This is a genomic window from Mesorhizobium sp. M1027 (assembly GCF_040318745.1).
GTDB lineage: Bacteria > Pseudomonadota > Alphaproteobacteria > Rhizobiales > Rhizobiaceae > Mesorhizobium.
The window spans coordinates 354,369-379,888 of the sequence record NZ_JAMYMW010000003.1 but is presented as its reverse complement, the minus strand read 5'-3'; the positions used below and the strand labels follow the sequence as shown (position 1 = coordinate 379,888).

At 63.4% G+C, this 25,520-nt stretch carries 25 protein-coding genes; 4 read left to right on the top strand and 21 right to left on the bottom strand.

The annotated features are described in order from the left end of the window. Positions 1-10: 10 nt before the first annotated feature. The 5 genes from NKH50_RS08920 to NKH50_RS08900 are packed head-to-tail and all read right to left on the bottom strand — an operon-like array spanning position 11 to position 4,247. On the bottom strand, positions 11-394 hold the full coding sequence (locus NKH50_RS08920) for a hypothetical protein (RefSeq protein ID WP_352476343.1): 384 nt from the start codon (positions 392-394) through the stop codon (positions 11-13). A gap of 40 nt (positions 395-434) precedes the next feature. Further along, positions 435-1,415 (bottom strand): hydroxyacid dehydrogenase, encoded by a 981-nt coding sequence (locus tag NKH50_RS08915; protein WP_352878017.1) that lies wholly within the window; start codon positions 1,413-1,415, stop codon positions 435-437. 1 nt (position 1,416) lies between these two features. After that, entirely contained in the window at positions 1,417-2,133 is a 717-nt protein-coding gene (locus tag NKH50_RS08910; protein ID WP_254816743.1) for a FadR/GntR family transcriptional regulator, read from the bottom strand. Between the two features lies 1 nt (position 2,134). Next, on the bottom strand, positions 2,135-3,304 hold the full coding sequence (locus tag NKH50_RS08905) for a mandelate racemase/muconate lactonizing enzyme family protein (protein ID WP_254816744.1): 1,170 nt from the start codon (positions 3,302-3,304) through the stop codon (positions 2,135-2,137). A 55-nt stretch (positions 3,305-3,359) separates the two neighbouring features. After that, on the bottom strand, positions 3,360-4,247 hold the full coding sequence (locus tag NKH50_RS08900; protein WP_352506658.1) for a sugar phosphate isomerase/epimerase family protein: 888 nt from the start codon (positions 4,245-4,247) through the stop codon (positions 3,360-3,362). A 392-nt stretch (positions 4,248-4,639) separates the two neighbouring features. On the opposite strand from NKH50_RS08900, the gene NKH50_RS08895 reads away from it, so the two are divergent. The 3 genes from NKH50_RS08895 (at position 4,640) to NKH50_RS08885 (ending at position 8,069) form a co-directional block, all read left to right on the top strand. Beyond that, positions 4,640-5,695, top strand: a complete 1,056-nt coding sequence (locus NKH50_RS08895) for a sugar phosphate isomerase/epimerase family protein (RefSeq protein ID WP_352506657.1) — start codon at positions 4,640-4,642, stop codon at positions 5,693-5,695. A 139-nt stretch (positions 5,696-5,834) separates the two neighbouring features. Continuing rightward, on the top strand, positions 5,835-7,040 hold the full coding sequence (locus NKH50_RS08890) for a Gfo/Idh/MocA family protein (RefSeq protein ID WP_352878012.1): 1,206 nt from the start codon (positions 5,835-5,837) through the stop codon (positions 7,038-7,040). 177 nt (positions 7,041-7,217) lie between these two features. After that, on the top strand, positions 7,218-8,069 hold the full coding sequence (locus tag NKH50_RS08885) for a sugar phosphate isomerase/epimerase family protein (RefSeq protein WP_352506656.1): 852 nt from the start codon (positions 7,218-7,220) through the stop codon (positions 8,067-8,069). Between the two features lie 24 nt (positions 8,070-8,093). Here the strand turns inward: NKH50_RS08885 and phnE (NKH50_RS08880) are convergent, their stop codons facing one another. The 11 genes from phnE (NKH50_RS08880) to phnG all read right to left on the bottom strand — a co-directional run bounded on the left by phnE (NKH50_RS08880) (position 8,094) and on the right by phnG (position 18,005). Further along, entirely contained in the window at positions 8,094-9,461 is a 1,368-nt protein-coding gene (gene phnE / locus NKH50_RS08880) for a phosphonate ABC transporter, permease protein PhnE (protein ID WP_352506655.1), read from the bottom strand. Positions 9,462-9,528: 67 nt separating this feature from the next. Further along, positions 9,529-10,485, bottom strand: coding sequence for a phosphonate ABC transporter, permease protein PhnE (gene phnE, locus NKH50_RS08875; protein WP_352878008.1), 957 nt, complete (start codon positions 10,483-10,485; stop codon positions 9,529-9,531). Between the two features lie 53 nt (positions 10,486-10,538). Further along, complete coding sequence (gene phnD / locus NKH50_RS08870) at positions 10,539-11,447, bottom strand: phosphonate ABC transporter substrate-binding protein (protein ID WP_352878005.1); 909 nt, start codon at positions 11,445-11,447, stop codon at positions 10,539-10,541. An 88-nt stretch (positions 11,448-11,535) separates the two neighbouring features. Continuing rightward, positions 11,536-12,384 (bottom strand): phosphonate ABC transporter ATP-binding protein, encoded by an 849-nt coding sequence (gene phnC / locus NKH50_RS08865; RefSeq protein WP_352878002.1) that lies wholly within the window; start codon positions 12,382-12,384, stop codon positions 11,536-11,538. Positions 12,385-12,604: 220 nt separating this feature from the next. After that, positions 12,605-13,222 carry a DapH/DapD/GlmU-related protein gene (locus NKH50_RS08860; protein ID WP_352877999.1) on the bottom strand — a complete coding sequence of 206 codons (618 nt, stop codon included), beginning with the start codon at positions 13,220-13,222 and terminating at the stop codon, positions 12,605-12,607. Then, positions 13,219-13,926: a phosphonate C-P lyase system protein PhnL gene (phnL, locus tag NKH50_RS08855; RefSeq protein ID WP_352506651.1), complete on the bottom strand. Its 708-nt coding sequence runs from the start codon at positions 13,924-13,926 to the stop codon at positions 13,219-13,221. Before phnL ends, NKH50_RS08860 begins: the two co-directional genes overlap by 4 nt. Positions 13,927-14,137: 211 nt before the next feature. After that, the gene (gene phnK / locus NKH50_RS08850) at positions 14,138-14,914 is read right to left on the bottom strand and encodes a phosphonate C-P lyase system protein PhnK (protein ID WP_065009749.1); all 777 of its coding nucleotides are present in this window, start codon (positions 14,912-14,914) and stop codon (positions 14,138-14,140) included. Then, the gene (locus tag NKH50_RS08845) at positions 14,911-15,822 is read right to left on the bottom strand and encodes an alpha-D-ribose 1-methylphosphonate 5-phosphate C-P-lyase PhnJ (RefSeq protein WP_352506650.1); all 912 of its coding nucleotides are present in this window, start codon (positions 15,820-15,822) and stop codon (positions 14,911-14,913) included. The genes phnK and NKH50_RS08845 overlap by 4 nt, the downstream gene beginning before the upstream one ends. Then, positions 15,819-16,931, bottom strand: a complete 1,113-nt coding sequence (locus NKH50_RS08840; protein WP_352877995.1) for a carbon-phosphorus lyase complex subunit — start codon at positions 16,929-16,931, stop codon at positions 15,819-15,821. The genes NKH50_RS08845 and NKH50_RS08840 overlap by 4 nt, the downstream gene beginning before the upstream one ends. Before the next feature lies 1 nt (position 16,932). Continuing rightward, entirely contained in the window at positions 16,933-17,544 is a 612-nt protein-coding gene (gene phnH, locus NKH50_RS08835; RefSeq protein ID WP_352506648.1) for a phosphonate C-P lyase system protein PhnH, read from the bottom strand. Continuing rightward, on the bottom strand, positions 17,544-18,005 hold the full coding sequence (gene phnG, locus NKH50_RS08830; protein ID WP_352691125.1) for a phosphonate C-P lyase system protein PhnG: 462 nt from the start codon (positions 18,003-18,005) through the stop codon (positions 17,544-17,546). Before phnG ends, phnH begins: the two co-directional genes overlap by 1 nt. Positions 18,006-18,139: 134 nt before the next feature. Between phnG and phnF the strand changes: the two genes are divergently transcribed. Beyond that, positions 18,140-18,883, top strand: a complete 744-nt coding sequence (phnF, locus tag NKH50_RS08825) for a phosphonate metabolism transcriptional regulator PhnF (protein ID WP_352506646.1) — start codon at positions 18,140-18,142, stop codon at positions 18,881-18,883. 12 nt (positions 18,884-18,895) lie between these two features. Here the strand turns inward: phnF and NKH50_RS08820 are convergent, their stop codons facing one another. From NKH50_RS08820 to NKH50_RS08800, 5 genes are all read right to left on the bottom strand, one after another. Next, complete coding sequence (locus NKH50_RS08820) at positions 18,896-19,912, bottom strand: zinc-binding alcohol dehydrogenase family protein (protein WP_352877990.1); 1,017 nt, start codon at positions 19,910-19,912, stop codon at positions 18,896-18,898. 70 nt (positions 19,913-19,982) lie between these two features. Beyond that, entirely contained in the window at positions 19,983-20,948 is a 966-nt protein-coding gene (locus tag NKH50_RS08815) for an ABC transporter permease (RefSeq protein ID WP_352448376.1), read from the bottom strand. Then, entirely contained in the window at positions 20,945-22,498 is a 1,554-nt protein-coding gene (locus tag NKH50_RS08810; RefSeq protein ID WP_352702634.1) for a sugar ABC transporter ATP-binding protein, read from the bottom strand. The genes NKH50_RS08815 and NKH50_RS08810 overlap by 4 nt, the downstream gene beginning before the upstream one ends. 104 nt (positions 22,499-22,602) lie before the next feature. Next, complete coding sequence (locus NKH50_RS08805) at positions 22,603-23,598, bottom strand: ABC transporter substrate-binding protein (protein ID WP_023675208.1); 996 nt, start codon at positions 23,596-23,598, stop codon at positions 22,603-22,605. Between the two features lie 315 nt (positions 23,599-23,913). Continuing rightward, on the bottom strand, positions 23,914-25,419 hold the full coding sequence (locus tag NKH50_RS08800; RefSeq protein ID WP_031194923.1) for a UxaA family hydrolase: 1,506 nt from the start codon (positions 25,417-25,419) through the stop codon (positions 23,914-23,916). Positions 25,420-25,520: the final 101 nt, after the last annotated feature.

Sequence of the window (25,520 nt, the reverse complement as noted above, 5' to 3'; positions counted from 1 at the left end):
ACAGCGCGTGTCAGCGCGACGAGCAGTGGCCGCGTTCGCTGTCCTTGGCGGCGCGTTCGATGCCGGTGGCAACCAGCCAAGGCAGGGTGTACCGCTTGCCGTTGAAGGTCCGGGTGCGGTTCTCGATCGATCCGACAACAACGACCTCGCCGGCATAGAGCTTGTCCGAAAGATTGAGGGCTTTGTCTTGCTGCGGCAGGCGATCAATGTCGATTGAAACGCCTTTGATGAGCTTACCAGTAGCGAGGTCGAGTGCGCTGTTCGATGGACAGGGTGCCGCCACGCAGCGCAAGCCGTTGTCGCAGAACACGTAGCTGCCCTGTCCGTTGGCGAAGACTTGCGCCGTCGCCACGCAGAAGCCAGCGGTCAGCAGGAATTTTGTGACGTTTACCATGCCGGCACCATCGCCGGCGAGTTCGGGAAAATTGAGGCGCTCAGAGATCGACAGGGAACCGCCGCCGGTAGTGCTCGACCACTTCCGGGTTGCGCAGATTGACCGGTAATCTGTTGGCCAGCACCAGCAAGGCTTCGCCAGCCGCGCCGACGCCCATGCGCATCATCGACTGCTCGGTGATCCCAGCCATGTGCGGGGTGACGATGACGTTGTCGAAGCCGAAATAGGGGTGGTTGGGCGGCAGCGGTTGTGTTGCAAAAACATCGAGTGCGGCGCCGCCGATACGGCCCTTCTGCAAGGCCTCGATCAGCGCGTCGTCGTCGATCACCGGCCCGCGCGAAACATTGATCAGCAGCGCATCCGGCTTCATCCGGTCAATGCGCTCGCGGCTGATCAGCCCCCGTGTTTCGGGCGTCAGCGGGCAGCACAGAACGATGATGTCGCTCTGTTCGATCAGCGCATCGATCGACAGGAAGCCGACCCTGTCCGGCGCCGGCCGCATGCTGCGCGTCGTCGCCACCACATTCAGATCGAACGCATGTGCCGCGATATGGCCAACCGCCTGGCCGATCGCGCCGAGACCGACAATGCCGATCGTCTTGCCCGCTAGCTCGCTGGCCACCACAGTGTGTTCGCGGCCGGCCAGCCAGCCCTTCGCACGCAGGTCGCGGTCCAACACACGAAAGCGCCTAAGCAGCGCCAGCGCCGCGAACATCACGTATTCGGCGACGGATCGCGCGTTCACCCCCGGTACGTTCGCCACCAGCACGCCGGCGGCATTGGCCGCTTCCATAGGTACCATGTCCAGCCCGGCGCCGTGCCGGATCGCGGCCCTGAGCTTCCTTGCTCCTTCGAAAAGCGACGCAGGCAAGGGAGCGCGAACGATGATGACATCGGCGTCCCTTGCCTCGGCGGCAAGCGTATGCGCGTCGAGGGCGGAAGCAACGACGAGTTCGCCGGCCCCTGTCAGCATGGAAGAGGCACGGGGGTGCAGTCTGTGTGTCGACAGGATCTTGGGCATTTCAGGCCTTTTCGAGCGCTGGGCTTTGCGGTTCCGCCCCACGCCCCTCGATCAGCCCCTTCCAGTAGCTTTCGGCGCCTTGCAGATGGGCGCTCATCAGCGCCTGGGCGAGATTGCCGTCGCGGCGCAGCAGCGCCTCGTAGATCTGGATATGCTCGGCATGGGAGCGCACGCTGCGTTCGGGATCGTTGAAATAGATCGGCAGGCGCAGCTCACCCATCATGTAGTAGACGCTGCAGATATTGTGGAAGACGCTGTTCTTGGTCGCCCGCACGATCTCGAGGTGGAACTCGCGGTCTTCCCGGGCAAGGCCTTCACCGGCGGCGATGCGATCCTCGGAGGCCTTCAGGATCTCGCGCAGCCGCTCGAAATTCTCCTCGGTGGCGCGTGAACAGGCCAGTTCGGCGGCCTTGATCTCGTGGATCTTGCGCAACTCGACCGTCTCGTAGATCTGGACGGGATCGAGCGGCAGGCCCGCGCGGGCGAACAGCGCCATCGCCTCGACGCTCGCCTGCTTCGTATCGATGTAGATGCCGGATTTCGCCCGTCGCTCGACGATGCGCATCGCCTCGAGAATGGCCAGCGCCTCGCGGATCTGTCCGCGGCTGACGCTGAAATGCTCTGCCAGTTCGCGCTCCGACGGCGTGCGGCCGGTCTCCTTGTCGGAATGGGAGAACAGATAGGCGGCGAGTTCCGCGAGAAGGTTCTTTTCTTTCATGTCAGCCGTGTTGCGCGTGCGCCTCCAGGAACCGCTCCGAAATGGTGAATCCCAGCCCGGGTCTATCAGGGATCGCTACCATACCGTCCTTTGCTTCGACAGTCTCTTCGATCAGATCGTGGATCATCGGGTTGGCGCCGAGCGAATATTCGACGGTGAAGCTCGCCGGCGAAGCGGCGCAGACATGCAGCCCGGCAAAGAAGCAGGGCGCGCCGGCCCAAAGATGCGGCGCAAAGCGCAGATTGAAGGCGCTGGCGATGGTGCCGATCTTCATCGCCTCGCTGATGCCACCGCAAAAGGCCGGATCCGGCTGGAAGATATCGGCGGATTTGAGCACGGCGAGGTCGCGGAAGGCATAGCGTGTCGCCTCGCTTTCGCCGGTGGCGATCGGGATCGAACCGCAGGCGCGCACCTCGGCCATGCCGGGCTTGTCGTCAGCGATCACCGGCTCCTCGAACCAGGCGAGATCGAGGTCGCCGGCGAGATGGATGAAGCGCTTGGCTTCGGCCACCGTGTAAGTGCCGTGCGCGTCGACCATCAGATCGATATCTGGACCGAGCGCCTGTCTTGCGGCGCGGACGCGAGCGGCCGAGATATGTGGGGCGCCATCCATCGCGCCGACGCGCATCTTCAGCGCCTTGAAGCCGCCCTTGGCAATGTAGGACTGCAGCTGGTCGCCGATGGCTTCCGCGGTGGCCCAGCCGCCGGAAGCATAGGCCGGCATGCGGTCCAGCTTGCGGCCGCCGAGCAGCCGCCAGACCGGAACGCCGAGCGATTTGCCGAGAATGTCCCACAATGCGATGTCGACGGCGCTGATGGCAGCGATGCTCATGCCCCGTCGTGCCAGTTGCGGCATGGCATGGCCGGCGCGAGCGGCACTGTCGTGGCGCGTGCCATTGTAGAGCATCTCCCAGATGACGCCGATGTCGGCCGGGTCGCGGCCGACCAGCTGCGGGCCGACCTCGTAGTTCAGCAAATGAACGAGAGCGCCGTAACTCCCGGCGCTGCCGGCGGCATTCTTGCCTTCGCCCCAGCCGACCAGCCCGTCGTCGGTTTCGATGCGCAGGATAGCGGCGTCGAACGTCGCCACCTGACCGAAGTCGCTGCGGTGCTGCTTCGCGACTTCGATCGGTATGCGGACCCACCAGGCTTGGACCGTTTTGATGCGCATGTTCATCCTCGGCCCGGCCGCGGTGAGGCGGAAGGGCTCTTTCCAAACGGCTCGGCTACTTGATCAGCGGCAGCAGCGTTTCCGCGTTGATGCGCATCTGGTCGGTGTAGAATTTCTCCGTGAGCACGCTGGAGCCGTGGTCCTGAATGAACTTCAGCTGCTCCGGCGAGATGTCGACGGGGTTGCGTTCGACCATGTCGGGATAGGGAGCAGCCGGCGTGCGGTCGACGGGGGCGACGAATTCATTGGTCAGCGCGCCGTCATAGCCGATCTCCTTCAGCGTGCCGACGATCTTCGGCCAGTCGATCTGCCCAAGGCCCGCGGCGAAGCGGTTGTTGTCGGCGACATGGAAATCGTACAGGCGCTCGCCGACCTGCCGGATGGCGTCATAGACGTTAAATTCTTCCATGTGGATGTGGTAGGCGTCGAGGCAGACGCCGCATTCGGGGCTGACCGCATCGGCCAGCGCCAGTGCCTGGGCGCCGCGGTTGAACAGATAAGTCTCGAAGCGGTTGAGCGGCTCAACCGCGATCTTGACGCCAACTTTCTTGGCGTGGGTGAAGCATTCCCGGGTGGCATCGACCACCCATTTCCATTCCTCTTCCTCGGTGCCGTCCGGCACGACCTTGCCGACAGTGGCGGGAACCAGCGTGATAATCTCGCCGTCGAGCTCGCTGACCATGGTCAGCACGTCCTTGACGTACTGCACCGACCGCTCGCGTTGGCCCTGGTCCTTGGCGGCGAGATTGCGCTCGCCCAGCATCAGCGTCACCGCTCCCCAGCAGCGAATGCCGTACTCGTTCAACAGTGCGCGCGTCTCCTTGGGCTTGTACTGTTCGGGTTCGCCGGAAATCTCGATCGACTCATAGCCGAATTTCTTGATGCGCTTGAGCGTCGTTTCCAGCGGCTCCGCCCGCATCCAATTGTGCGTCGAAAGATGCATGGTCTATCCTTCCCAGAATCGCCTGTACCAGTTTGCCTGCGGCGCACTCTGCCGAAGCCGCCGCATGATTCCTCCCCAAGGCGTCCCAGCATTTTTTTGCAAACTGGTTCGACCAATTGGGCTTGATGGGAGGTCTACAGTAATTTCATCTGGACGGCAAGAAGTGCTGCCATCAAGCGTTGGCTCCTGTCTATGCTATTGATTATACTTAAACATGTGGCTTAACTCGGCATGGTTGCAGGACTGCGGCAGCGCGTCAAATGGCTTGACCAGATTTCGGCATTTGGTAATACCAGAATAGCGGCGCTGAGCGCGCTGTGCAAAGAGACCAAAGACGCTGGCCCTGTTTTCAATCGGCGCTATGCTTGGTCGTGAAACATAGGGAGATGCCGATGCCGACGACGATGAAGGGGCCTGGTCTGTTCCTGGCGCAGTTTGCGGGCGACGCCGCGCCGTTCAATTCGCTGGCCTCGATCACCAAATGGGCGGCTGGTCTGGGCTACAAGGGCGTGCAGATCCCGACATGGGACGCCCGATTGTTCGATCTCGAGAAGGCAGCCTCCTCCAAGGCCTATTGCGAGGAGGTGAAGGGCATCTGCGCCGATGCCGGCGTCGAGATCACCGAACTGTCGACGCATCTGCAGGGGCAACTGGTGGCGGTGCATCCGGCCTATGACGCGCAGTTCGACGGCTTCGCGCCGGCTGCGGTGCACAACAATCCAAAAGCCAGGCAACAATGGGCGGTCGAACAGATGAAGTTCGCCGCCAAGGCGTCGAAGAATCTCGGGCTCAAGGCGTCGGTGTCGTTTTGCGGAGCGTTGGCCTTCCCATACCTCTACCCCTGGCCGCAGCGGCCGGCGGGATTGATCGAGGAGGCATTTGCCGAACTCGGCAAACGCTGGACGCCGATCCTCGACGTTTATGACGAAAACGGCGTCGATGTCGGCTACGAAATTCATCCAGGCGAGGACGTGTTCGACGGCGCGACATTCGAGATGTTCCTCGATTCGGTCGGCGGCCACAAGCGCTGCAACATCAACTATGACCCGTCGCACTTCCTGCTGCAGCAGCTCGATTATCTCGAATTTATCGACATCTACCACGAGCGGATCAAGGCGTTCCACGTCAAGGATGCCGAGTTCAATCCAACCGGGCGGCAAGGCGTCTATTCCGGTTACCAGAGCTGGACCAACCGTGCCGGGCGTTTCCGCTCGCTCGGCGACGGGCAGGTGGATTTCCGCGGCATCTTCTCCAAGCTCACCCAATACAATTACGATTCATGGGCGGTGCTGGAATGGGAATGCTGCCTCAAGCACCCGGAGGATGGTGCGGCCGAAGGCGCTCCCTTCATCCAGCACCACATCATCAGGGTGACGGAAAAAGCATTCGACGACTTCGCCGGCGGCACGACCGATAAAAAGGTGCTGCGCGGCATGATGGGGATCTAGCACAGATATTCCCTCCCCCTCGAGGGGAGGGTCGATCCGCGCAGCGGATCGGGGTGGGGTCGCTGGGCGTAGGGCTCGGCATGAACCGACCCCACCCGGCCCTGCGGGCCACCTTCCCCTCAAGGGGAGGGGTATTTCAATGACGAGGGAGAAAATCGTGGTTGGCGCATCGAAGACGGAAACGGGAGGCGGTCCGATCCGCTACGGCATGGTTGGCGGCGGACAAGGCGCCTTTATCGGCGCGGTGCACCGCATCGCGGCACGCATGGATAACGAGTTCGTGCTGGTTGCTGGCGCCCTCTCGTCGAATCCGGAGCGCGCCAAGGCCTCGGCGGCCGAGCTTGGGCTCGATCCGGCACGCAGCTACGGCTCCTATGCCGAGATGGCCAAGGCGGAGGCCAATCGGCCGGATGGCATCGAGGTGGTGGCCATCGTCACGCCGAACAATGTGCACGTGCCGGCCGCCAAAGCTTTTCTCGAGGCCGGCATCCACGTCATCTGCGACAAGCCACTAGCGACGACGCTAGCCGAGGCAAAGAGGCTGGCGGCGCTGGTCGAAAAGACTGGCAAGGTGTTCGTGCTGACGCATAACTACACCGCCTATCCGATGGTGCGGCAGGCACGCGAGATGGTGGCCAAGGGACAGCTCGGCGATATCCGCATCGTGCAGTCGGAATATCCGCAGGACTGGCTGACCGAAGACCTGGCCGCCACCGGCCAGAAGCAGGCTGCGTGGCGCTCTGACCCGAAGCAGGCGGGTGCCGGCGGTGCACTGGGCGATATCGGCACGCATGCCTACAACCTTGCCCGTTTCGTCTCCGGGCTGGAGCTCGATTCGTTGTCGGCCGATCTCGATGCCTTCGTGCCGGGGAGGCTGCTCGACGACAACATCAATGTGCTGCTGCGCTTCAAGCCGGTCGGCGGGTCGCACCCGGCCAAGGGAATGATCTGGGCAAGCCAGGTGGCGCCCGGCCACGAGAACGGGTTGAAATTGCGCATCTACGGCTCGAAGGGCGGCCTCGAATGGGTGCAGGCCGACCCGAACTATCTCTGGTACACGCCGTTCGGCCAGCCGAAGCAGTTGATTACCCGTAATGGCGCCGGCGCGCTCCCCGTCGCCGGGCGCGTCAGCCGCGTTCCGCCAGGGCATCCGGAAGGCTATCTCGAAGGTTTCGCCAACATCTATCAGGAAGCCGCGCGGGCGATTCGTGCAGCGCGCCGGAAGGGCGGGAAGCCGGCTAAGGATGTCGTCTTCCCGACCGTGCAGGACGGCGTCGAGGGCATGGCCTTCATCGAGGCCTGCGTGAAGTCGTCGAAGAAGAATGGGGCGTGGACGAAGCTCTGAAGGGTGGTGGTGATAGTCAGGTGAGACCGGCCTGCAAATGGCAGTTTCCTGCGCTTCCGGTGCTCATGTACCAAAAGCACGCTCCGCTCCGGTTCTCGGAACCCGCCATTTTCGGCTCGGCCTGACCTGAATCTCATCACCCCTCCGGCGATCGAGCGAATGAAGGGAGGGGCGTCGATGAAAATCGGCATGTGCATGTTGTTGTGGACGACCAGTGTCTCGAAAAAACACGAGCCGTTGTTGAGGGACATCAAGGCGACCGGCTTCGACGGCGTCGAAATACCGGTCTTCTCCGGCACGCCGGACAACTACAGGAAACTCGGCGAACTGCTCGACCGTATCGGGCTGCAACGCACCGCCGTCTCGGCGATGGGCGATCCGGCGATGAACCTGATCTCGCCGGATGCCTCGACGCGCAAAGCCGGTATCGACTACATGAAATCGGCGATCGACTGCGCTCAGGCGCTTGGCGCGAACACGTTGAGCGGCCCGCTCCATTCGACACTCGGGGCCTTCTCCGGCAGCGGGCCGACAGCGGCCGAGAAAAAACGTTCGATCGCTTCGCAACGCGCCATTGGCGACTATGCCGGCAACAAGAGCGTCACCATCGGGTTGGAGGCGCTCAACCGCTTCGAATGCTACCTGCTCAACACGATGGACGATTTATCGGAGCATATCGACGCGATCGACCGGCCGCACATCAAGGCGATGTACGACACCTTCCATGCCAACATCGAAGAAGCCGACCCGATTGGCGCCTATACGCGCAACCGCAACAACATCGTCCATATCCACATTTCGGAGAACGATCGCGGGGTGCCGGGCCGTGGCCATATTCCCTGGAAGGAGACTTTCTCCGCCATCCGCAAGAGCGGCTACGACGATTGGCTGACGATCGAGGCGTTCGGGCGTTCGCTGAAGGACTTGGCCGCGGCCACCAAGGTGTGGCGCGACTTTTCCGAAGGCCCGGAAGCTGTCTACCGCGACGGCTACAGGCATATTAAGGACGGGTGGAGGAAAGTTGCATAACGATCGGCCAGCCCGATGCACCCGTCACCCCTGCTCGGCCTGGATCCGGTTGTAGTCGTGGATCGTCCTGCTCAGCCGGCGGCGCAGCAAATTGGAAATGTTGTCGAAGATGAAAACGACGAGCAGGACCAAGAGCACCATGTAGAAGACATTGGCCCAGTTGGAGTTGGTGCGCATCGCTTCCCAAAGCTTCAGGCCGATCCCGCCGGCACCGACGGCGCCGATGATCGTCGCGCCCCTGGTGTTGGATTCCCACTGATAGAGTGTCTGGCTGATGAAGACCGGGATCACCTCCGGCAGCACGCCATAGCGCTGCACCAGCAAGCCGTTCGCGCCGGTCGACTGGATGCCCTCGCGTGGCTTGTCGTCGATGTTCTCGAGGCCTTCCGAATAGACTTTGCCGAGCGTGCCGATCTCGGTGAAGAAAATCGCGGCGCTGCCGGCCAGCGGGCCCGGGCCGAAGGCGCGGGTGAAGAACAGCGCCCAGATCAGCATGTCGACCGATCGCATGAAATCGAAGAACCGCTTGAGCACCTGGCTGAGGAGGCCGCTCGGGGTGATGTTGCGGGCGGCGAAAAAGGCGAGCGGGAAGGCGACGATGCCGCCGAGCAAGGTGCCGAGAAACGCCATGACGATGGTCTGGAACAGCTTCGTCCAGACGTCGCCATGCTGCCATTGGGCGTTGTTCCAGATATTGTCCGCGGCCAGCGCAATGTTCGATGTGCCCGGCTTGAGCTGGGGTCCGGACATCAGCAACGAGACCACCTCGCCGGGCGACTTGCCGAAGAAGGGCGAGCGTGTGTCGAAGACGAAATTCGCCCAGCCGAGGAAGCGCTTGCGGACCTTGACGCGATCGACGGTTATGCGAACCTCGCCGGCAAAGCCCATCCGGGCGACGATTTCATCGTCATGCGCGGTGATCCAGTCCGGCACCGGGCCGGTTATCACCGGCTTGCCGCTGGTCAACGACACCGGCACCGCTTGGCCATTGGCGACAAGCGTTGCCTCGGCCTTGTCGAAGGTGACGGATTTGGCTCGGCCTTCGATCAGAACGGTGTAGGAGCCGTTGGCATTGGCGATGACCCAGTCGGGATGCGGGTCTTCGCCAAGTGCAGAAAAACGCGGGTATTTGGGTGTGATCTGAGGCTGATCGAGACGGAATTCCGGCTGCAGATCGTAGCTGATCCATTGCGTCAGGAAGAGCGGCAGTCGCTCCCAATGCGATTCCCTCAGCACTTGCGGCAGGCTGAAGAACCACAAGGCATAGACGAGGTAGAGCAGGATGCCGGCGAACAGCACCAGCGGGCCGAAGCGTTTGTACAAGGGCCGTCGGAACACTTGGGGAAAGCGCTCCTCTATCGCCTGCATCTCATCGGCGGTCATCGCGGCCATGGGCAGTCTTCTTGTTGATTTGCCATGATCTTTTCCAAAAACCGGAATCCACTTTTTGGGATCATGGTCAGGCGCCCATCATGAAGGCCTGCTCGCCGACGAGCTTGCGACGAAGCCAGGCGGAGAACTGGTCGACGAGGAAGATGGTGGTAAACAACAGCAGCACCAGTGCCAGCGTCTTGGCGCCAAAGCCGCGTGAGATGGAGAGCTTCAGCTCCTCGCCGATGCCGCCTCCGCCGACCGCGCCGATGATGGTCGAGATACGGACATTGATCTCGATCCTGAGCAGCGCGTAAGACATGAAATTGGGCAGCACCTGTGGCAGGCCGGCGAAGCGCACGCGCTCGAACCAGTTGGCGCCGACCGCGCGCAGGCCTTCGTCGGCGCGCATGTCGATGTTTTCGTTGATCTCGTAGAAGAGCTTGCCGAGGGCGCCGATCGAATGCAGGCCGATGGCGATGATGGCCGCGACCGGGCCAGTCGAGAGGATGGCTGCGAACAGGCCGGCAATGACGATCTCGGGGAAGGCGCGAAGCAGTTCCATGAAGCGCTTGACGACGAGCCTGAGCACCGGACTGGGTGTCAAATTGCGCGCGGCGATGAACGAGAACGGCACCGCAAAGACGAAGCCGATGAAAGTGGAAACCAGCGCCACGTTGAGCGTGGTGAGCATCAGCTCGAAATGTTCGGGTAGGTAAAAACCGCCCCAGAGATAGACGCGGCCAAGCGGGAAGTTGAACTCCTGGCTGCCCTTGTCGTGCGGAGATGCGATGTCGAACAGCGCCCGCCAGACGTCGTTCCAGTCTTTGGGAACAAGCCAGCTAAGGAAATCCAGTATATGCGGCAGCCGATCGAAGAAATGTCCGGCATTGGCCTCGTCGGCGAACCACATGGCTGTGCACATGGCGATAAGCAGCAAACCGATGCCGAGCGCTGTGTAGAACCGGCGCAAGGACGTCTGCCGTCGCCAGCAGTCGACTGTCCGCCGGGTCGCGTCTGAACGGATCGTGGCTGAGATGGTCATGATCGGGCATGCAAAAAGGGCGGCGCTGGTAAGGCCGCCCTTTGCAACTGCATTCAGCCGCCGATCGCGGCTTTGCGGGCTTCGACGATGACGCTGTAGAAGTCCGGCTTCACAGGAACGTAGCCAGTGAAATCGCCGCCTTCGATGGCCTCGAAGCAGGGCTTGTCCTTGGCCGGCAGGCTGGTGAAGAAGTTGGCGAGCTTGGCGCTCATATCGCCACCGAGCGCGGTGCGCACGACCAGCGGGCCGTTCGGGATCAGGCCGGAGCGCCAGACTTCGACGAAATCGTTGGGGTCGACGGCGCCCTTGGCGACTTCCTTGTGGAAGGTGCCGGACGTGTAGCCGTTCTTGAAGTCGCCAATGCCCGAGGAGTCGTCAACCGCAACATCGACCTTGCCGTCGCGAACGGCGAGGAGGTTGTTCTCGTGGCCGCCATTGAACTGGGTCGAGGCGAAGAAGGTTTCGTTCGAGGCGCCGGTGTCCTTCGGAATCTGGGTCAGCGGGATCAGATAGCCGGAGGTCGAATCCGGGTCGGCATAGCCGAGCTTCTTCCCCTTTGCCGACTCGATGTCGGTGATGCCGGACGACTTCAGCGCCAGGCCGATCGAATAATAGCCGGTCGCGCCGTCGGTCTGCTGGGTGGTGAGGATCGGGGTCACGGCGTTCGGATCCTTGAGGTAGACGCTGGCATAGCCTGACGCGCCAAGCTCGGCGAAATCGAGGGTGCCGCCGAGCAGGCCCTGGATTACGCCGTCATAGTCGGCGGCCGGGAACAGCGAGACCTTCTCGAAGCCGAATTCGGACTTCAGGTGATCGGCGAGGCACTGAAAGTTGCGCAGCCGGTCCGCTTCATTTTCACCACCAAGGATGCCGATGCGGAATTCCTTGATATCCTGGGCGTGAGCGGCACTTGTTGCGATGGCGAGCAATGAAACCGCGCCAAAAACCATCTTCCTGAACATTATCTCTCTCCTGTTGGTTCCGGCTTCGCGCCGGAGCGTTCGAACTTTTGACGAGTGCCTTTGACGCGGGCGGGCGATCAGGCCGTTCTCAGTAGCCAGGGAACACGGGCTCGAGCGGTCCGGCGGATGCAGCGATTTTCTGTTTGACGGCGACACTGGTCGAAGTGATGGCCTCGGAGATTTCGCCGCCATTGCTGTCGGCGCCGTAGACCATGCGCACGGCCTCGCGGTTGAGGTCTTCGGGCGGGCCGTCGAAGACAACCTTGCCGGCAGCCATGCCGATGATACGGTTGCAATAGTTGCGGGCCGTATCAAGCGTATGCAGATTTGTGATGACGGTGATGCCTTCGCGCAAATTGATGTCCTGCAGCGAATCCATCACCACCTTGGCGTTGAGCGGATCGAGCGAGGCGATCGGCTCGTCCGCCAACAGCACCTTCGGCTGCTGAATCATGGCACGCGCAATAGCAACGCGCTGCTGCTGGCCGCCGGAAAGCGTGCCGGCGGGCTGCAGTACGGTGCGGGCGATGTCGAGACGCTCAAGGGCCGCAACAGCCTCGGCGCATTCACTGCGCGAAAACATGCCGAAGAGGTTGGACAGCGTCGAGCGGTGGTTGAGCCGGCCGAGCAGCACATTGGTCAGCACGTCCAGGCGCGGCACCAGATTGAACTGCTGGAAGATCATGGCGCAGTCGCGCTGCCATCGCCGGAGCGGCGAGCCGCGCAACCCGGAGACTTCGACGCCGTCGAACAGGATGGATCCCTGGCTGGGATCGACGAGGCGGTTGATCATGCGCAGAAGCGTCGATTTGCCGGCGCCGGAACGGCCGATGATGCCGACCATCTGACCGTGCGGGATCGCGATGTCGACATTGCTGACGGCGGTGTTCTTGCCGAACCGGCGGGTGACGCCGCGGATTTCGAGCGTAGCTGACATGGTGCAGGCTCCAGTCCAATCGCAATTGAAGGTCTGTTAACCCTCGCTAGCGCAGCCGCATGAACCTGCGGTGTCGGAACGATGTCAGTTTTGTTACTGCCCACAGCCTGGAGCGGCGCGGCCAATCCAGCACGAGAGGCTCGAATGGTGAATGGTGACAAGAAAGGCTTTCCTGAGCCTCGAAACCTGTCCGCTGCCCCCCTTCACCATTTCACGACCCTTAGCCGCCATACTTCTCCAGGAAAGCCTCCGCCGACAGTTCCCGAAAATCGTCGAGCGCGGCGCGCAGCCGGGCGTGGTCCCAATCCCACCAGGCGAGCGCCTGGTAGCGCTCCGCGGTGCGGCGGTCGAAGCGCTCGCGGATCGGCTTGGCCGGCACGCCGCCGACGATGGTGTAGGGCGCGACGTCCTTCGACACCACGGCACCCGCACCGACCGCGGCGCCATCGCCGACGGTGATGCCGGGCAGGATGGTCGAGCCGTGGCCGAGCCAGGTGTCGTGGCCGATGGTGACGCGCTTGGCGCGGCGCTGGGCGAAGAATTCGCTCTCGTGCTCGGCGTCGTCCCAATAGTCCGAGGCGCGATAGGTGAAATGGTGCAGCGTCGGCCGCCAGGTCGGGTGGTTGGTGGCGTTGATGCGCACATTGGCGGCGATGTTGGCGAATTTGCCGATCGTCGCGCACCAGACGCCGCAGTCCTGCATCATGTAGGAATAGTCGCCCAACGCACTTTCCGAAATCCGGCAGCGCTCGGCGACTTCGGTCCAGCGGCCAAGCGTTGAGTTCTCTACTTCCGCCGTCTCGTGGATCAGCGGCGCCTCCGACAGTTTCCTCGTCATGCGGCGATTTTTCCGGCGGCGAAGGCGGTCACGTCGATTATACGGTCGGCCACCGCCTCGCGCACGTCGTGGTCGTGGAAGATGCCGAGCAAAGCGACGCCCGCCGCCTTCTTGGCGGCGATCAGGGAGATCACCACGTCGCGGTTTCTGGCGTCGAGCGAAGCGGTCGGCTCGTCGAGCAGCAGGATCGGATGCTCGGTGATGAAGCCGCGCGCGATGTTGACGCGCTGCTGTTCGCCGCCGGAGAACGTCGCCGGCGGCAGCGCCCAGAGTTTTTCCGGCAGGTTCAGCTGCGCCAGCAAGGCACGTGCCTTGCCGCGCGCGACCTCACGCTCCTCGCCGCGCTCGACCAGCGGCTCGGCGACGACATCGAGCGCCGAGACACGCGGCACGGTGCGCAGGAACTGGCTGACATAGCCGATGGTAAGCCGGCGCACGGCAAGCACGGTGCGCGGGCTGGCAGTTGCGAGATCGATCAGCCCGCCCTCGTGCTGGACGATGATCTGGCCTTCATCGGCGGCATAATTGCCGTAGAGCATTTTCAGGATCGAGCTCTTGCCGGCGCCGGACGGGCCGCCGAGCACCGAGCATTCGCCGGCCCTGATCGCGAACGAGACGCCGGCGACCACCGGCAGTTTGATGCCGTCGCGCAGATGCATGGTGAAGCTTTTGGCGACGTCGGAGACAACGAGCGGGGTTGCCATCAGAGGGTTCTCCAATCGTCATTCGTCTGCGGGCCAACACCCCCCTCTGGCCTTCCGGCCATCTCCCCCTCAAGAGGGGAGATGGGCTGTCGCATTCGGTTTCGCCATTCTCCTGTGTCGCAGAACGGGCGGGACATAAAAGCTGCTGATCTCCCCTCTTGAGGGAGAGATGGCCGGAAGGCCAGAGGGGGGTACGCCGGAGCAATCATCGTCATACCTGCAGAATCGAGGAGACAAGCAACTGGGTGTAGGGGGCGCGCGGATCGTCGAGGACGCGGTCGGTGAGGCCGCTTTCGACGACGCGGCCGTCCTTCATCACCATCATGCGCTGCGACAGTAGACGTGCCACCGCAAGGTCGTGCGTGACGACGATGGCCGCCAGACCCAGATCGGTGACCAGGCCGCGCAACAGATCGAGCAGGCGCGCCTGCACCGAGACGTCGAGGCCGCCGGTCGGCTCGTCCATGAACACCAGCCGCGGCCCGGTGACGAGGTTGCGGGCGATCTGCAGGCGCTGGCGCATGCCGCCGGAAAAGGCGCGCGGCTCGTCGTCGATGCGGTCCTCGTCGATCTCGACGCGCGACAGCCAGTCGACCGCCGTGGCTCGGATTTTTCCGTAGTGGCGGTCGCCGACCGCCATCAGCCGCTCGCCGACATTGGCGCCGGCCGACACTGTCATGCGCAGACCATCGGCGGGGTTCTGGTGGACAAAGCCCCAGTCGGTGCGCATCAAAAAGCGGCGCTCGGCCTCGCTCATGCGGTAGAGCTCGCGGAATTGGCCATCGCGCATGCGGTAGCTGGCGGTGCCGGAGCTGGGCAGTAGCCTTGTCGACAGGCAGTTGAGCAAAGTCGTCTTGCCGGAACCGGATTCGCCGACGACAGCCAGCACTTCGCCCGGCCACAGATCGAAGGTGACGTTCTCGCAGCCGACGCGCGAGCCGTAGAATTTGGACAGCGCAGAGACGCGCAGCAGCGGTTCGTCGGTCATTGCGCCGGCTCCGTTTTTTCCAGGGCAAGAGGGGTTTCAGGCGCAAGGTGGCCGCGATGGCCTTGCTCGCGCCGCTTCTCGCAATGGTCGGTGTCGGAACAAACGAACATGTGGCCGCCATGGTCGTCGAGGATAACTTCGTCAAGATAGACGTTCTCGGCCGCGCACAGTGCGCAGGGCTGGTCGAAGGTCTGCACCTCGAACGGATGGTCCTCGAAGTCGAGGCTGACCACGTCGGTGAAGGGCGGCAGTGCATAAATGCGCTTTTCGCGGCCGGCGCCGAACAATTGCAAAGCCGGCGAACGGTGCATTTTCGGGTTGTCGAATTTCGGCGTCGGCGACGGGTCCATCACATAGCGGCCCTCGACCTTGACCGGATAGGCATAGGTGGTGGCGATGCGGCCATGTTTGGCGATGTCCTCGTAGAGTTTTACATGCATCAGGCCATATTCCTCCAGCGCATGCATTTTGCGCGTCTCGGTCTCGCGTGGCTCGAGGAAGCGCAGCGGCTCGGGGATCGGCACCTGATAGACCAGCACCTGACCCGCACTCAGCGGATGCTCGGGGATGCGGTGGCGAGTCTGGATGATGGTCGCCTTCGCCGTCTCAGTGGTGACAGCGACATTGGCGACCTTCTTGAAGAAGGCGCAGATCGAGACGGCATTGGTGGTGTCGTCGGCGCCCTGGTCGATGACCTTGAGCACATCGAGGGGGCCAATGATCGAAGCGGTGACCTGCACACCGCCGGTGCCCCAGCCATAGGGCATCGGCATTTCGCGCGAGGCGAACGGCACCTGATAGCCAGGGATGGCGATGCCCTTGAGGATCGCCCGGCGGATCATCCGCTTGGTCTGCTCGTCGAGATAGGCGAAGTTGTAGGTGGCGATGTCGGTTGGTTGTGCGGTCATTCCGCGGCCTCTCTCTTCTCTTCGGCCTTGCCGGCGTTCTCGCGGGCGTCGTGCTCGGCGCGCATGCGGCGCACGAGGTCGAGCTCGGCCTGGAAATCGACATAGTGCGGCAGCTTCAGATGCTCGACGAAGCCGGTCGCCTGGACATTGTCGGAATGCGAGATGACGAACTCCTCGTCCAGGGCGGCGGCGACGACATCCTCACCCAACTCCGCCGCCCGCAGCGCGCGGTCGCATAGCGCCATGGCCATCGCCTTGCGCTCGCTCTGGCCGAAGACGAGGCCGTAGCCGCGGGTGAATTGCGGCGGCGCCTTGGCCGAGCCCTTGAACTGGTTGACCATCTGGCACTCGGTGACGCGGATACTGCCGAGCGGCACTGCGAAAGGCAGTTCCGGCACGTCGAGCTCCAGCTCGACCTCACCGATACGGACCTCGCCGACGAAGGGATGGTTGCGCGCATAGCCGCGCTGGGTGGAATAGCCGAGCGCCAATAAAAACCCCTCATCGCCGCGCGACAACGCCTGCAGGCGGATGTCGCGCGCCATCGGGAATTCGAGCGGCTCGCGGGTGATGTCGCCGGGGACATGGTCTTCAGGCATGTCGCCGTCGGATTCGATCAGGCCCTCGCGGGCGAGGATGGCCGACACGCGCGGCATGGCTTCCGGCTCGCCTGCACGCTGCTCCGGCTCGGCGACTTCGCCGCCTGCGGCAAGCTCGGGATCGAGCAGCCGGTGGGTGTAGTCGAAAGTCGGGCCGAGCAACTGGCCGCCGGGCAGGTCCTTGTAGGTCGCCGACACCCGCCGCTCGACCAGCATCGTGCCGGTGTCGACCGCCTTGGTGTAGCCGAAACGCGGCAGCGTGGTGCGATAGGCGCGAATGAGGAAGATCGCCTCGATCATGTCGCCGCGCGCCTGGACGATGGCGAGTGCCGCCAATTCCCTGTCGTAGAGCGAACCTTCACTCATCACCCGGTCGACGCCGAGCGCCAGTTGCTCGACGATCTGGTCGAGGCGAAGTGCGGGCACCGAACGATCGCCGCGCCGGCGGTCGGCGAGCAGTTTGTGGGCGTTGCGAATGGCCGCTTCGCCACCCTTTACCGCGACATACATCCTATGCCTCCATCGTCTTGATGCGCGTCGTGCGCGGCAGGCAGGCAATTGCTTCGGACGTGGCGAGGATGATGTCGACGCCACGCGGAAAGCGCTGGTTGTTCTGCTTCCATTGCTCGACAAAATGGCGCGGCATTTGCGCCGGCGCAATCGTCGCCGTCTTCTCGATGCCCGGGCCTTCGAGCAGCAGCGGAGCGCCGGAGACAAGATCGCTGATCTCGAGGATCAGCGTCGTGGAGCGATCGGGATAATCCTGGGTGCCTTGCGAAAACCCGTCGAGCGCCATCATCTCGGCCGGCGTGGCGATCAGCGCGAAATGCGCGTCGGCCGGGGTGTTGGCCAGCGGCGCGCCGGTATGGAAGCCAAGCCAGGATTTCACCGTCGCTGAAGCCTGCAAGGCGGGGTCGAGCCAGAGCGGCGTGTCGTTATCGCACAGCGCCAGCGCAATGGCGCCCGCGGTGGCTGACAGCGGCGTCGGTGGACGGGTAAAGACCGGCAGGGGCTGCAGTGTGCCCGGCCGGGCCATCGCGTCCATCACTGCCCGGAAGACCGTCTGGGCGTCGAACACCGGATCGGCAAAGCCGCCTTCGATCGCTTGGGTTACGATGTCCATCAGTCTTCTCCGCGTACCATGGTGAAGAAATCGACCTTGGTCGCCGCCGTCTCGGCGCGGCGCTGGTCACGGGCCTCGGCCAGTGCCGCCTGCAAGGGCGCGACGAGCCTGGTCTCGACCTCGTTGCGGTGAGCCGGGTCCTGCCACAGCGCATCGGCGATTGCCGCCAGCCTTGCCTTCTGCTTGTCGCGGCCGAGCGCATAGCAGTGGCCGACCTGTCCGGAGGCGAGCCGGACGGTGGCGCGGGTGACCGTCGTCTCGCCAACGTTGAACGGCGCGCCGCCGCCACCGATGCGGCCACGCACGGTGACCAGGCCGGTTTCGGGGCCGCGCAGGAGTTCCGCCTCCGAAGGCAGGCCGGCTTCGTTCCACAGACGGACGATATCGTCGCCGGTCGATTGCGCCAGCGTTGCCATAACGGCCTTGCGCCCAGCCTGATCGCGGGCTTCCTGTCCTCGCATGGTTAACATTCCCTTGCATCGAAATTTGTCTATTGATATAGACAATTATACAAATTATACCTATTATCTAATGCGTGTCTATGACGGGTGCATGACAAGGGCGAGAAGAGGGGGCGCAAAGGTTGGGGCAGAAAATGATCGGACAAGCCAACAGCATCGAGCGGCGCAGCGGTGTCGCGCTGTGGCGGCAGATCGCCGATCAGATACTGCATTCGATTTCCGTCGGCGATTTTCCCGAAAATGCGGCGTTGCCGCCGGAGGTGGCACTTGCCGAGCGCTATGGCGTCAACCGCCACACCGTCCGCAGCGCCATTGCAGCGCTGGTGCAGGAGGGTGTGCTCAGGGCAGAGCAGGGGCGGGGCACCTTCGTGCTGTCGCGCAGGCGGCTGTCATATCCGATCGGCGCCCGCACCCGCTTTTCGGAGGGATTGCAAGGACAGGCGTCCGACCGGCATATCACCTTGCTTGCGTCATCGGTCGAGCCTGCCAACCGTCGTGTGGCAGAGAGCTTAGGCCTTGCAAAGGGGGCCGACGTGATACGTCTGGAAACGCGCGGCGAAGCCGATGGAATGCCAGTGTCCCGCGCTGCCGGCTGGTTCGATGCCAGGCGCTTTGCCGGCATCGATGCTGCCATGGCGGAAACCGGTTCGATCACCGCATCGCTGGCACGTTTTGGCATTGACGACTATCTGCGGCAATCGACGGTGTTGTCGGCGCGCCATGCCGATGCGGCCGACCTTGCGGACCTCGACCTGCAGCCCGGCGCCATCGTGCTGGTGACGGTCGCCGTCAACGTCACGCCCGACGGTCAGCCGATCCAGTTTTCGGAGTCGCGCTTCCCGGCCGAGCGGATCGAGCTCAAACTGTCGGCGCTTTGAGGTGCGCCAGCATCATGCGACCTGGATAACGGCCTTGATCAGGCCGGACTTCTCATGCGCCCAGCGGGCAAGATCGTGCGGCGTTTCGCCAAGCGTCGTGCGGTGCGTGACGAGCTTTGCCAACGGCACCGCGCCGTTGCGGATCGAGGCGGCGACATGGTCGAAATCGGCACGCAGCGCGTTGCGGCTGCCGATCAGCATCATCTCGCGCTTGTGGAATTCGGGATCGGAAAAGGCGATGTCGTCCTTGACGACGCTGACCAGGACCAGCGCCCCGCCATGCGCGACATGGGCGAAGGCCGACTGCACCGACTGGGTGTTGCCGGTGGCATCGAAAACCATGTCAAAACCATGGCCGTCGGTTGCTTGCCGCACCAGGTCCGCAGCAGCGCCCTGCGAGCCGTCGAGGGTCGCGAAGCCGAGTTCGCTTTCGGCGAAACCCAGCCTCTCCGCACTCATGTCGAGCAGCGTCACGTCGAGCCCGGCGATGCGGGCGAACAGCGCCGTGCCGAGCCCGATCGGGCCGGCGCCAATGACCAGCGTGCGCGCACCTGGATCTGCGAGCGAGCGCCGTACGGCATGGGCGCCGATCGCCAGGAATTCGACGGCAGCAGCATCGGCCAGCGACAGGCCATTTGCCGGATAAAGATTTTGCGCCGGCACCAGGATTTGCTCGCACATGGCGCCGTCGCGGTGGACGCCGAGCACCTCGATCTTAACGCAGCAATTCGGCTTGCCTTGCCGGCAGGCGATGCATTTGCCGCAGGCGAGATAGGGATTGACGACCACCGGTTCGCCGATTGCCAGATCGACGCCCTCACCAACCTCGATCACGGTGCCGGAAACTTCGTGGCCCATGATGCGGGCATAGGCGAGGAACGGGTGCTTGCCTTCGAAGATGTGATAGTCGGTGCCGCAGATGCCGACATGGCTGACGGCGACCAGCGCCCAGCCGGCCGGGGGCGCGCCAGGCGCCGGACGATCTTCGAGGACAAGTTCGCCGGGCGAGCGGCAGACGACGGCTTTCATGCTTCAATCCAGTCGGTTCATGGCACCGCCGGCTCTGCTGTCGCGAGGCCGGCGGTTGTGGGGAGGCGGTCTATTTGCCGCGGCGGCGCAGCCCGTCGAAATAGACGATGACGATGATCAGCACGCCGGTGATGATGCGTTGCCAGAAGGCGTTGACGTTGAGCAGATTGGCGCCGTTGTTGATGGTGGCAAGGATGAAGGCGCCGAGCAGCGGCCCGTGCACTGAGCCGACAGCGCCGAACAGCGAGGTGCCGCCGATCACCGAGGAGGCGATCGCCTGCAATTCCCAGCCCTCGGCCTGCGTCGGATTGCCGATGCCGATGCGCGAGGCAAGCAGCACGCCGACGAAGGCCGCACACAGGCCCGACAGCGTGTAGGCCATGTAGATGGTGCGCTGGACGTTGACGCCTGACAGGCGCGACGCCTCGGCGTTGGAGCCGACCGAGAACAGATAGCGGCCCCAGCGGCTGTGGTGCAGGAAGATGTAGGCTGGGATGCCGACCAGGATCACCATCCAGAACAGATTGGGGACGCCGGCGAAGGAACTGCGCGAGAACGTCTGGAAGGCGTCGTTGTTGATCGAGATCGAGTTGCCATTGGTCATCAACAGACCGATGCCGCGCAGCGAGGTCAGCGTTGCCAGGGTGATGATGAAGGGCGGCAGGCCCATCTTGACGATGCCGAACCCATGGAACATGCCGATGGCGACGCCGACCAGCAAGGTGATCAGGATGGCGAGGAAAACCGGTGTGCCGGCGTTGATCAGCATCGCGACGATGACGGTGGCGAAGCCGACCACGGCGCCGACGGAAAGGTCGATGCCGCCGGTGATGATGACGAAGGTCTGGCCGACCGCCAGGATGGCGATCATCGACCCTTGCCGCAACAGGTTGGAGATGTTGTTGGCGGAGGCGAAGCTCGGCGTCGCCACCGACAGGATGATCCATAAAAGAACCAGCAGCGCCAGCAGTGTCAGCCCGAACAGGGCGTTGTAGTTGCGTTTCGGCCTTTCGGCAGCGATCGCCTCGGTGCTCATATCTTCCCTCCCGGTCTTTCTTGTTTCTCGGCCAGCGCCTGGGTGAGGATCTCCTCGTGATCAGCGGTACGAAAGCCGTGCGTGGCCACCAGCTTGCCGCGCCGGAACACGTGCAGCGTGTCCGCGAGTTCATAGACCTCGGGCAGGTAGGACGAGATCAGGATGATGCCGGCTCCCTTGGACAACAGCGCGCCGAACAGGCGGTAGATCTCGGCCTTGGTGCCGACGTCGACGCCGACAGTCGGCTCGTCGAAGATGAATAGCTTGGCGCCATGGGCGAGCCATTTGCCGATGACGATCTTCTGCTGGTTACCGCCGGACAGGCTGGAGGCCAGCGCGCCGCGCGTCGGCGTCTTGATGCGCAGGTCGGCGACCTGGCGATCGGCTTGCGCCTTTTCCTGCGCGCGGGAGATCAGCAGATTGATCGAGATGCGCTTGTAGATCGGCAGATTGAGGTTGAGTCCGACCGGCAGGTTGAGGCAGAGGCCCTGGTCGCGGCGGCTTTCCGGGGCCAGCGCCATGCCGAGCCTGATCGCGTCATGTTCGGAATTGACCTTGACCTCCTTGCCCTCCCAGAGGATCTGGCCGGCCGATTTGCGGTGTCGGCCATAGAGCGTGGTGACGAACTCGCTGCGCCCGGCGCCGATCAGGCCGTAGAGGCCGACGATCTCGCCGGCGCGGACGGACATCGAGACATTTTCGAAACCCTTGCCGGACAGGTTCCTGGTTTCGACGATGGTCGCGCCGGGGGTGAAATGCTCCTTGTGGTAGACCTGCTCGATCGAGCGGTTGATCATCATCTTGACCAGCTCGGCGTCATTGGTCTCGGCAATGTTCCTGGTGCCGACCAGCGTGCCGTCGCGCAGCACCGAGACGCGGTCGGCGAGCTCGAACACTTCTTCCATGCGATGGCTGATGTAGATGATGGTGACGCCTTCGCCCTTCAGCCGGCGGATCAGCGTGAACAGCTGGTCGGCCTCCTTGCGGGTAAGATAGGCGGTCGGCTCGTCGAAGATCAGGAATTTGGTGCCGCGCACCGTGGCGCGGGCGGCGGCGATCAACTGCTGCTGGCCGATGGTCAGGTCACCCAGCATGACATGCGCCGGCAGGTCGAAGCCGAGATCGTCGATGATCTTCTGCGCCTGCCTGACCATCGCCCGCTGCTGCAGGATGCCGAAGCGGGAATCCTCCTCGCCGAGGAACATGTTGGCGGCGACGGTGAGATGGCGGCATAGGACGACTTCCTGATGCACGGCATTGATGCCGAGCGCCATCGCCTCATGCGGCGTTGCCAATGCGGCAGGCTTGCCCTCCCAGATGACGTCGCCGGAGGTGCGCGGCATGACGCCGGTCAGAAGCTTGATCAGGGTGGATTTGCCGGCGCCGTTCTCGCCGACGATGGCGTGGATCTCGCCGGCCTTGAAGGCGAGATCGACCGGCTTCAGCGCATGGGTGCCGGGATAGCGCTTTTCCAGCCCGCGGAGTTCGAGGATGGTCCTGCCCGGTTCAAGCGTTGGGGCCGGATGGAGTTCCTGCGCCGTCGACATCATGACAATCCTCCCAGATTGGCCCCCAAAGATTGGCCTCGCGATTGGCACGAGTGGGATGTTTCCGGGGCGAAAAGGCCCCGGAAACAGTTCACTTGCGGCTATGCTCAGTCGAGCTTCGGGTTGAGCAGCGCGTCGATCTTCGGATCCTTCATGTTGGCCTTGGTAACCAAATTGGCGCCGGTATCGACATTGGCCTCGACCTTCTCGCCCTTCGAGGCGGCGAGCGCCGTCTTGATGCCGTCATAGCCCATCCGGTACGGATCCTGGACGACGAGAGCCGAAATGACGCCGTCGTTGAGGAACTTGATCAGCTTCTCGTCGCTGTCGAAACCGACCAGCCCGACCTTGCCGGCAAGACTGTTCTCGGCGATCGCCTGGCCGACGCCCTGCGCCATGATCAGGTTGGAGGCGAAGATGCCCTTGAGGTTGGGGTTGGCGGTGATCAGGTCGGTGGCGATGTTGAGGCCGGTGGTGGCCTGGCCGTCGGCGTATTTGTCGGCGACCAGCTTGAGGCCCGGATATTTGGCAGCGAGCTGTTCCTTAAAACCCTGGGCGCGCTGTTCGAGCGAGCCGGCGCCCGGAAGAGCGGTGATCAGGGCGACGTCGCCCTCGACCTTGCCGCCATTGGCTTCGCCGATGGCTGCGGCAAGGCCGTCAGCGGCAACGCGGCCGCCCTGGATGTTGTCGGTGGTCAGGAACGAGGTGAAGGCCTTGGAGTCGGCGCCAGAGTCGATGCCGATGATCTTGACCTTGGTGGCGGCCTCGTCGATCGGCTTGCCGAGCGCCTTGGCTTCGGTCGGCGCAATGACGACGGCCGCCGGGTTGCCGGCGACGGCATTTTCAAGGATCGAGATCTGGCCGTTGACGTCGGTCTCGGCCTGGGCGCCGAGCTCCGGCACGTTGACGCCGAGGTCCTTGCCGGCCTTGCGGGCTCCCGCCAGAACGATCTGCCAGTAGAAGGACGTGGTGTCCTTGACGATGATCGGAATGGTCGCGTCGGCCGCGGATGCCGGGGCCGAGTGCATCACGCCGGCAAGCATCGAGGCGGCTGCGAGTGCCACGAAGGCGCGGCGATTGAGAATGCTGGTCACGAATTTCATTAGGAGTCCTCCCTAAGTCGCCCGGTGAATGTTACGGAAGCTCCATTCGGATGGCGCGGCCCAAACGGAACTTTATCAATAAAAAACATTTACCGCATTTTGATAGTGCATCACCTCGGTCGGCGCAAGCGATGTTTGATGGCCGCTCGAATGGCTGGGCGGGAAAGCTTGCTCCCTCGGAACTCCGCTGCCAATCTCCTCCAATATGTCGCATGGAATATTAATTCCATCATACAGTCAATATGGAATGTTCATTCTTTTTCGGGGTGTACGAACTGTGACACCTGGCAATCACGTCAGGTGTTTGCGACCGGCTTAGAGCGTCGCTCCGAGGTGCCACGGCACGAACTCGTTGTCGCCGTAGCCGAACTCTTCGCTCTTGGTCTTGCGGCCCGAAGCCGTCTCGACGATCAGTTCGAAGATCTCGCGGCCCATGCCGGCGATGGTCTTTTCGCCCGAGGCGATGACGCCGCAATTCACGTCCATGTCCTCCTCCATCGTGTGATACATGGTCGAGTTGCTGGCGACCTTGATCGACGGCGTCGGCCGGCAGCCGAAGCAGGAGCCGCGGCCTGTGGTGAAGACGATGACGTTGGCGCCGCCCGCCACCTGGCCGGTGGCCGAGACCGGGTCGTAGCCGGGCGTGTCCATGAACACCAGCCCGTGCCCGGTGACCTTTTCGGCATAGCCGAAGACGCCGTTGAGCGGCGTCTGGCCGCCCTTGGCGACCGCGCCGAGCGACTTTTCCAGGATGGTGGTCAGGCCGCCGCGCTTGTTGCCCGGCGAGGGGTTGTTGTCGATGGAAGCGCCATGCTTGGCGACATGGTCTTCCCACCATTTCACGTAACCGTCGAGCTTGGCGGCGATCTCGGGGGTGGCGGCACGATAGGCAAGCAGGTGCTCGGCGCCGTAGATCTCCGTCGTCTCGGAGAGGATGCCGACACCGCCGACGCCGGCCAGGATGTCAACCGCGGCACCCAGCGCCGGATTGGCAGTGATGCCGGACATGCCGTCGGAGCCGCCGCATTGCAGGCCGACGACGATCTCGCTGACCGGGATCGGCTCACGCTGAAGCTTGCCGACCTCCTCGGCGATCTCGGCCAGCACGACCAACGCCTTCTCGACCGATTTGCGCGAGCCGCCGGCTTCCTGGATGTTGAAATGACGTTTTCCCGCGGCAACGCCCTTCTGGCCGTAGAGGGTGAGCTGGTTGACCTCGCAGCCGAGCCCGACCATCAGCACACCACCAAAATTCGGATGACGGGCGTAGCCGGCCAGCGTGCGGTGTAGCACCATCATGCCGTCGCCGGTGGCGCTCATGCCGCAGCCCTGGCCGTGGACGATCGGGACGAAGCCGTCGATGCCGGGATATTGCGGCAAAAGCGTGCGGTTCGCCGCGTCAGCGATGGCATGGCAGACGGTGGCCGAGCAATTGACGCTGGCGAGAATGCCGATGAAGTTGCGCGTGCCGGCACGGCCGTCGGCACGGCGGTAGCCCATGAAGGTGCGGGCGCGGTCGGCCTCGGTCGCGTGCACGGCCTCGCTCGGCGGCACCACCGGCAAACGCCCGCTTTCGAAGACCAGATTGTGCGAATGGACATGCTCGCCGGGCGCGATGTCCTGCGTGGCGCGGCCGATTGCCTGGGCGTATTTGACCACGGCTTCGCCGGCGGCAATCGGCTTGATCGCCACCTTGTGGCCCGGCTCGATCAGCGCGGCGGCGACGGCGCCACCCGGCAGTACGGTGCCGATCTCGATGCGGCCATTGGCGACCGCGACATTGTCGGCGGGAGACAGAAGAATGCTGTTTGCGGCGTTCACGGGAGCTTCCTGGGTGTGTTCCTGGGTGCGCGAGCGGATTGACACGCGGCTCTTAACATATAATGTCTTTTATCGTGAAAAAACATTTTTGCGTCAATTGT

Excerpts from the sequence above, each read along its gene's own strand:
- phnH (WP_352506648.1), bottom strand. The coding sequence starts at position 17,544 with ATGGACATCGTAACCCAAGCGATCGAAGGCGGCTTTGCCGATCCGGTG.
- phnE (WP_352878008.1), bottom strand. The coding sequence starts at position 10,485 with ATGACCATCTCAGCCACGATCCGTTCAGACGCGACCCGGCGGACAGTC.
- NKH50_RS08815 (WP_352448376.1), bottom strand. The coding sequence starts at position 20,948 with ATGAGCACCGAGGCGATCGCTGCCGAAAGGCCGAAACGCAACTACAAC.
- NKH50_RS08915 (WP_352878017.1), bottom strand. The coding sequence starts at position 1,415 with ATGCCCAAGATCCTGTCGACACACAGACTGCACCCCCGTGCCTCTTCC.
- NKH50_RS08805 (WP_023675208.1), bottom strand. The coding sequence starts at position 23,598 with ATGAAATTCGTGACCAGCATTCTCAATCGCCGCGCCTTCGTGGCACTC.
- NKH50_RS08810 (WP_352702634.1), bottom strand. The coding sequence starts at position 22,498 with ATGATGTCGACGGCGCAGGAACTCCATCCGGCCCCAACGCTTGAACCG.
- NKH50_RS08840 (WP_352877995.1), bottom strand. The coding sequence starts at position 16,931 with ATGTATGTCGCGGTAAAGGGTGGCGAAGCGGCCATTCGCAACGCCCAC.
- NKH50_RS08820 (WP_352877990.1), bottom strand. The coding sequence starts at position 19,912 with ATGAAAGCCGTCGTCTGCCGCTCGCCCGGCGAACTTGTCCTCGAAGAT.
- phnK (WP_065009749.1), bottom strand. The coding sequence starts at position 14,914 with ATGACCGACGAACCGCTGCTGCGCGTCTCTGCGCTGTCCAAATTCTAC.
- phnD (WP_352878005.1), bottom strand. The coding sequence starts at position 11,447 with ATGTTCAGGAAGATGGTTTTTGGCGCGGTTTCATTGCTCGCCATCGCA.
- phnC (WP_352878002.1), bottom strand. The coding sequence starts at position 12,384 with ATGTCAGCTACGCTCGAAATCCGCGGCGTCACCCGCCGGTTCGGCAAG.
- NKH50_RS08920 (WP_352476343.1), bottom strand. The coding sequence starts at position 394 with ATGGTAAACGTCACAAAATTCCTGCTGACCGCTGGCTTCTGCGTGGCG.
- NKH50_RS08845 (WP_352506650.1), bottom strand. The coding sequence starts at position 15,822 with ATGACCGCACAACCAACCGACATCGCCACCTACAACTTCGCCTATCTC.
- NKH50_RS08900 (WP_352506658.1), bottom strand. The coding sequence starts at position 4,247 with ATGCATCTTTCGACGCACAATTGGATGCGGGCGGAGCCGCTGGAAACG.
- NKH50_RS08860 (WP_352877999.1), bottom strand. The coding sequence starts at position 13,222 with ATGACGAGGAAACTGTCGGAGGCGCCGCTGATCCACGAGACGGCGGAA.
- phnE (WP_352506655.1), bottom strand. The coding sequence starts at position 9,461 with ATGGCCGCGATGACCGCCGATGAGATGCAGGCGATAGAGGAGCGCTTT.
- NKH50_RS08905 (WP_254816744.1), bottom strand. The coding sequence starts at position 3,304 with ATGCGCATCAAAACGGTCCAAGCCTGGTGGGTCCGCATACCGATCGAA.
- phnL (WP_352506651.1), bottom strand. The coding sequence starts at position 13,926 with ATGGCAACCCCGCTCGTTGTCTCCGACGTCGCCAAAAGCTTCACCATG.
- NKH50_RS08890 (WP_352878012.1), top strand. The coding sequence starts at position 5,835 with ATGACGAGGGAGAAAATCGTGGTTGGCGCATCGAAGACGGAAACGGGA.
- NKH50_RS08895 (WP_352506657.1), top strand. The coding sequence starts at position 4,640 with ATGCCGACGACGATGAAGGGGCCTGGTCTGTTCCTGGCGCAGTTTGCG.
- NKH50_RS08885 (WP_352506656.1), top strand. The coding sequence starts at position 7,218 with ATGAAAATCGGCATGTGCATGTTGTTGTGGACGACCAGTGTCTCGAAA.
- phnG (WP_352691125.1), bottom strand. The coding sequence starts at position 18,005 with ATGCGAGGACAGGAAGCCCGCGATCAGGCTGGGCGCAAGGCCGTTATG.
- phnF (WP_352506646.1), top strand. The coding sequence starts at position 18,140 with ATGATCGGACAAGCCAACAGCATCGAGCGGCGCAGCGGTGTCGCGCTG.
- NKH50_RS08910 (WP_254816743.1), bottom strand. The coding sequence starts at position 2,133 with ATGAAAGAAAAGAACCTTCTCGCGGAACTCGCCGCCTATCTGTTCTCC.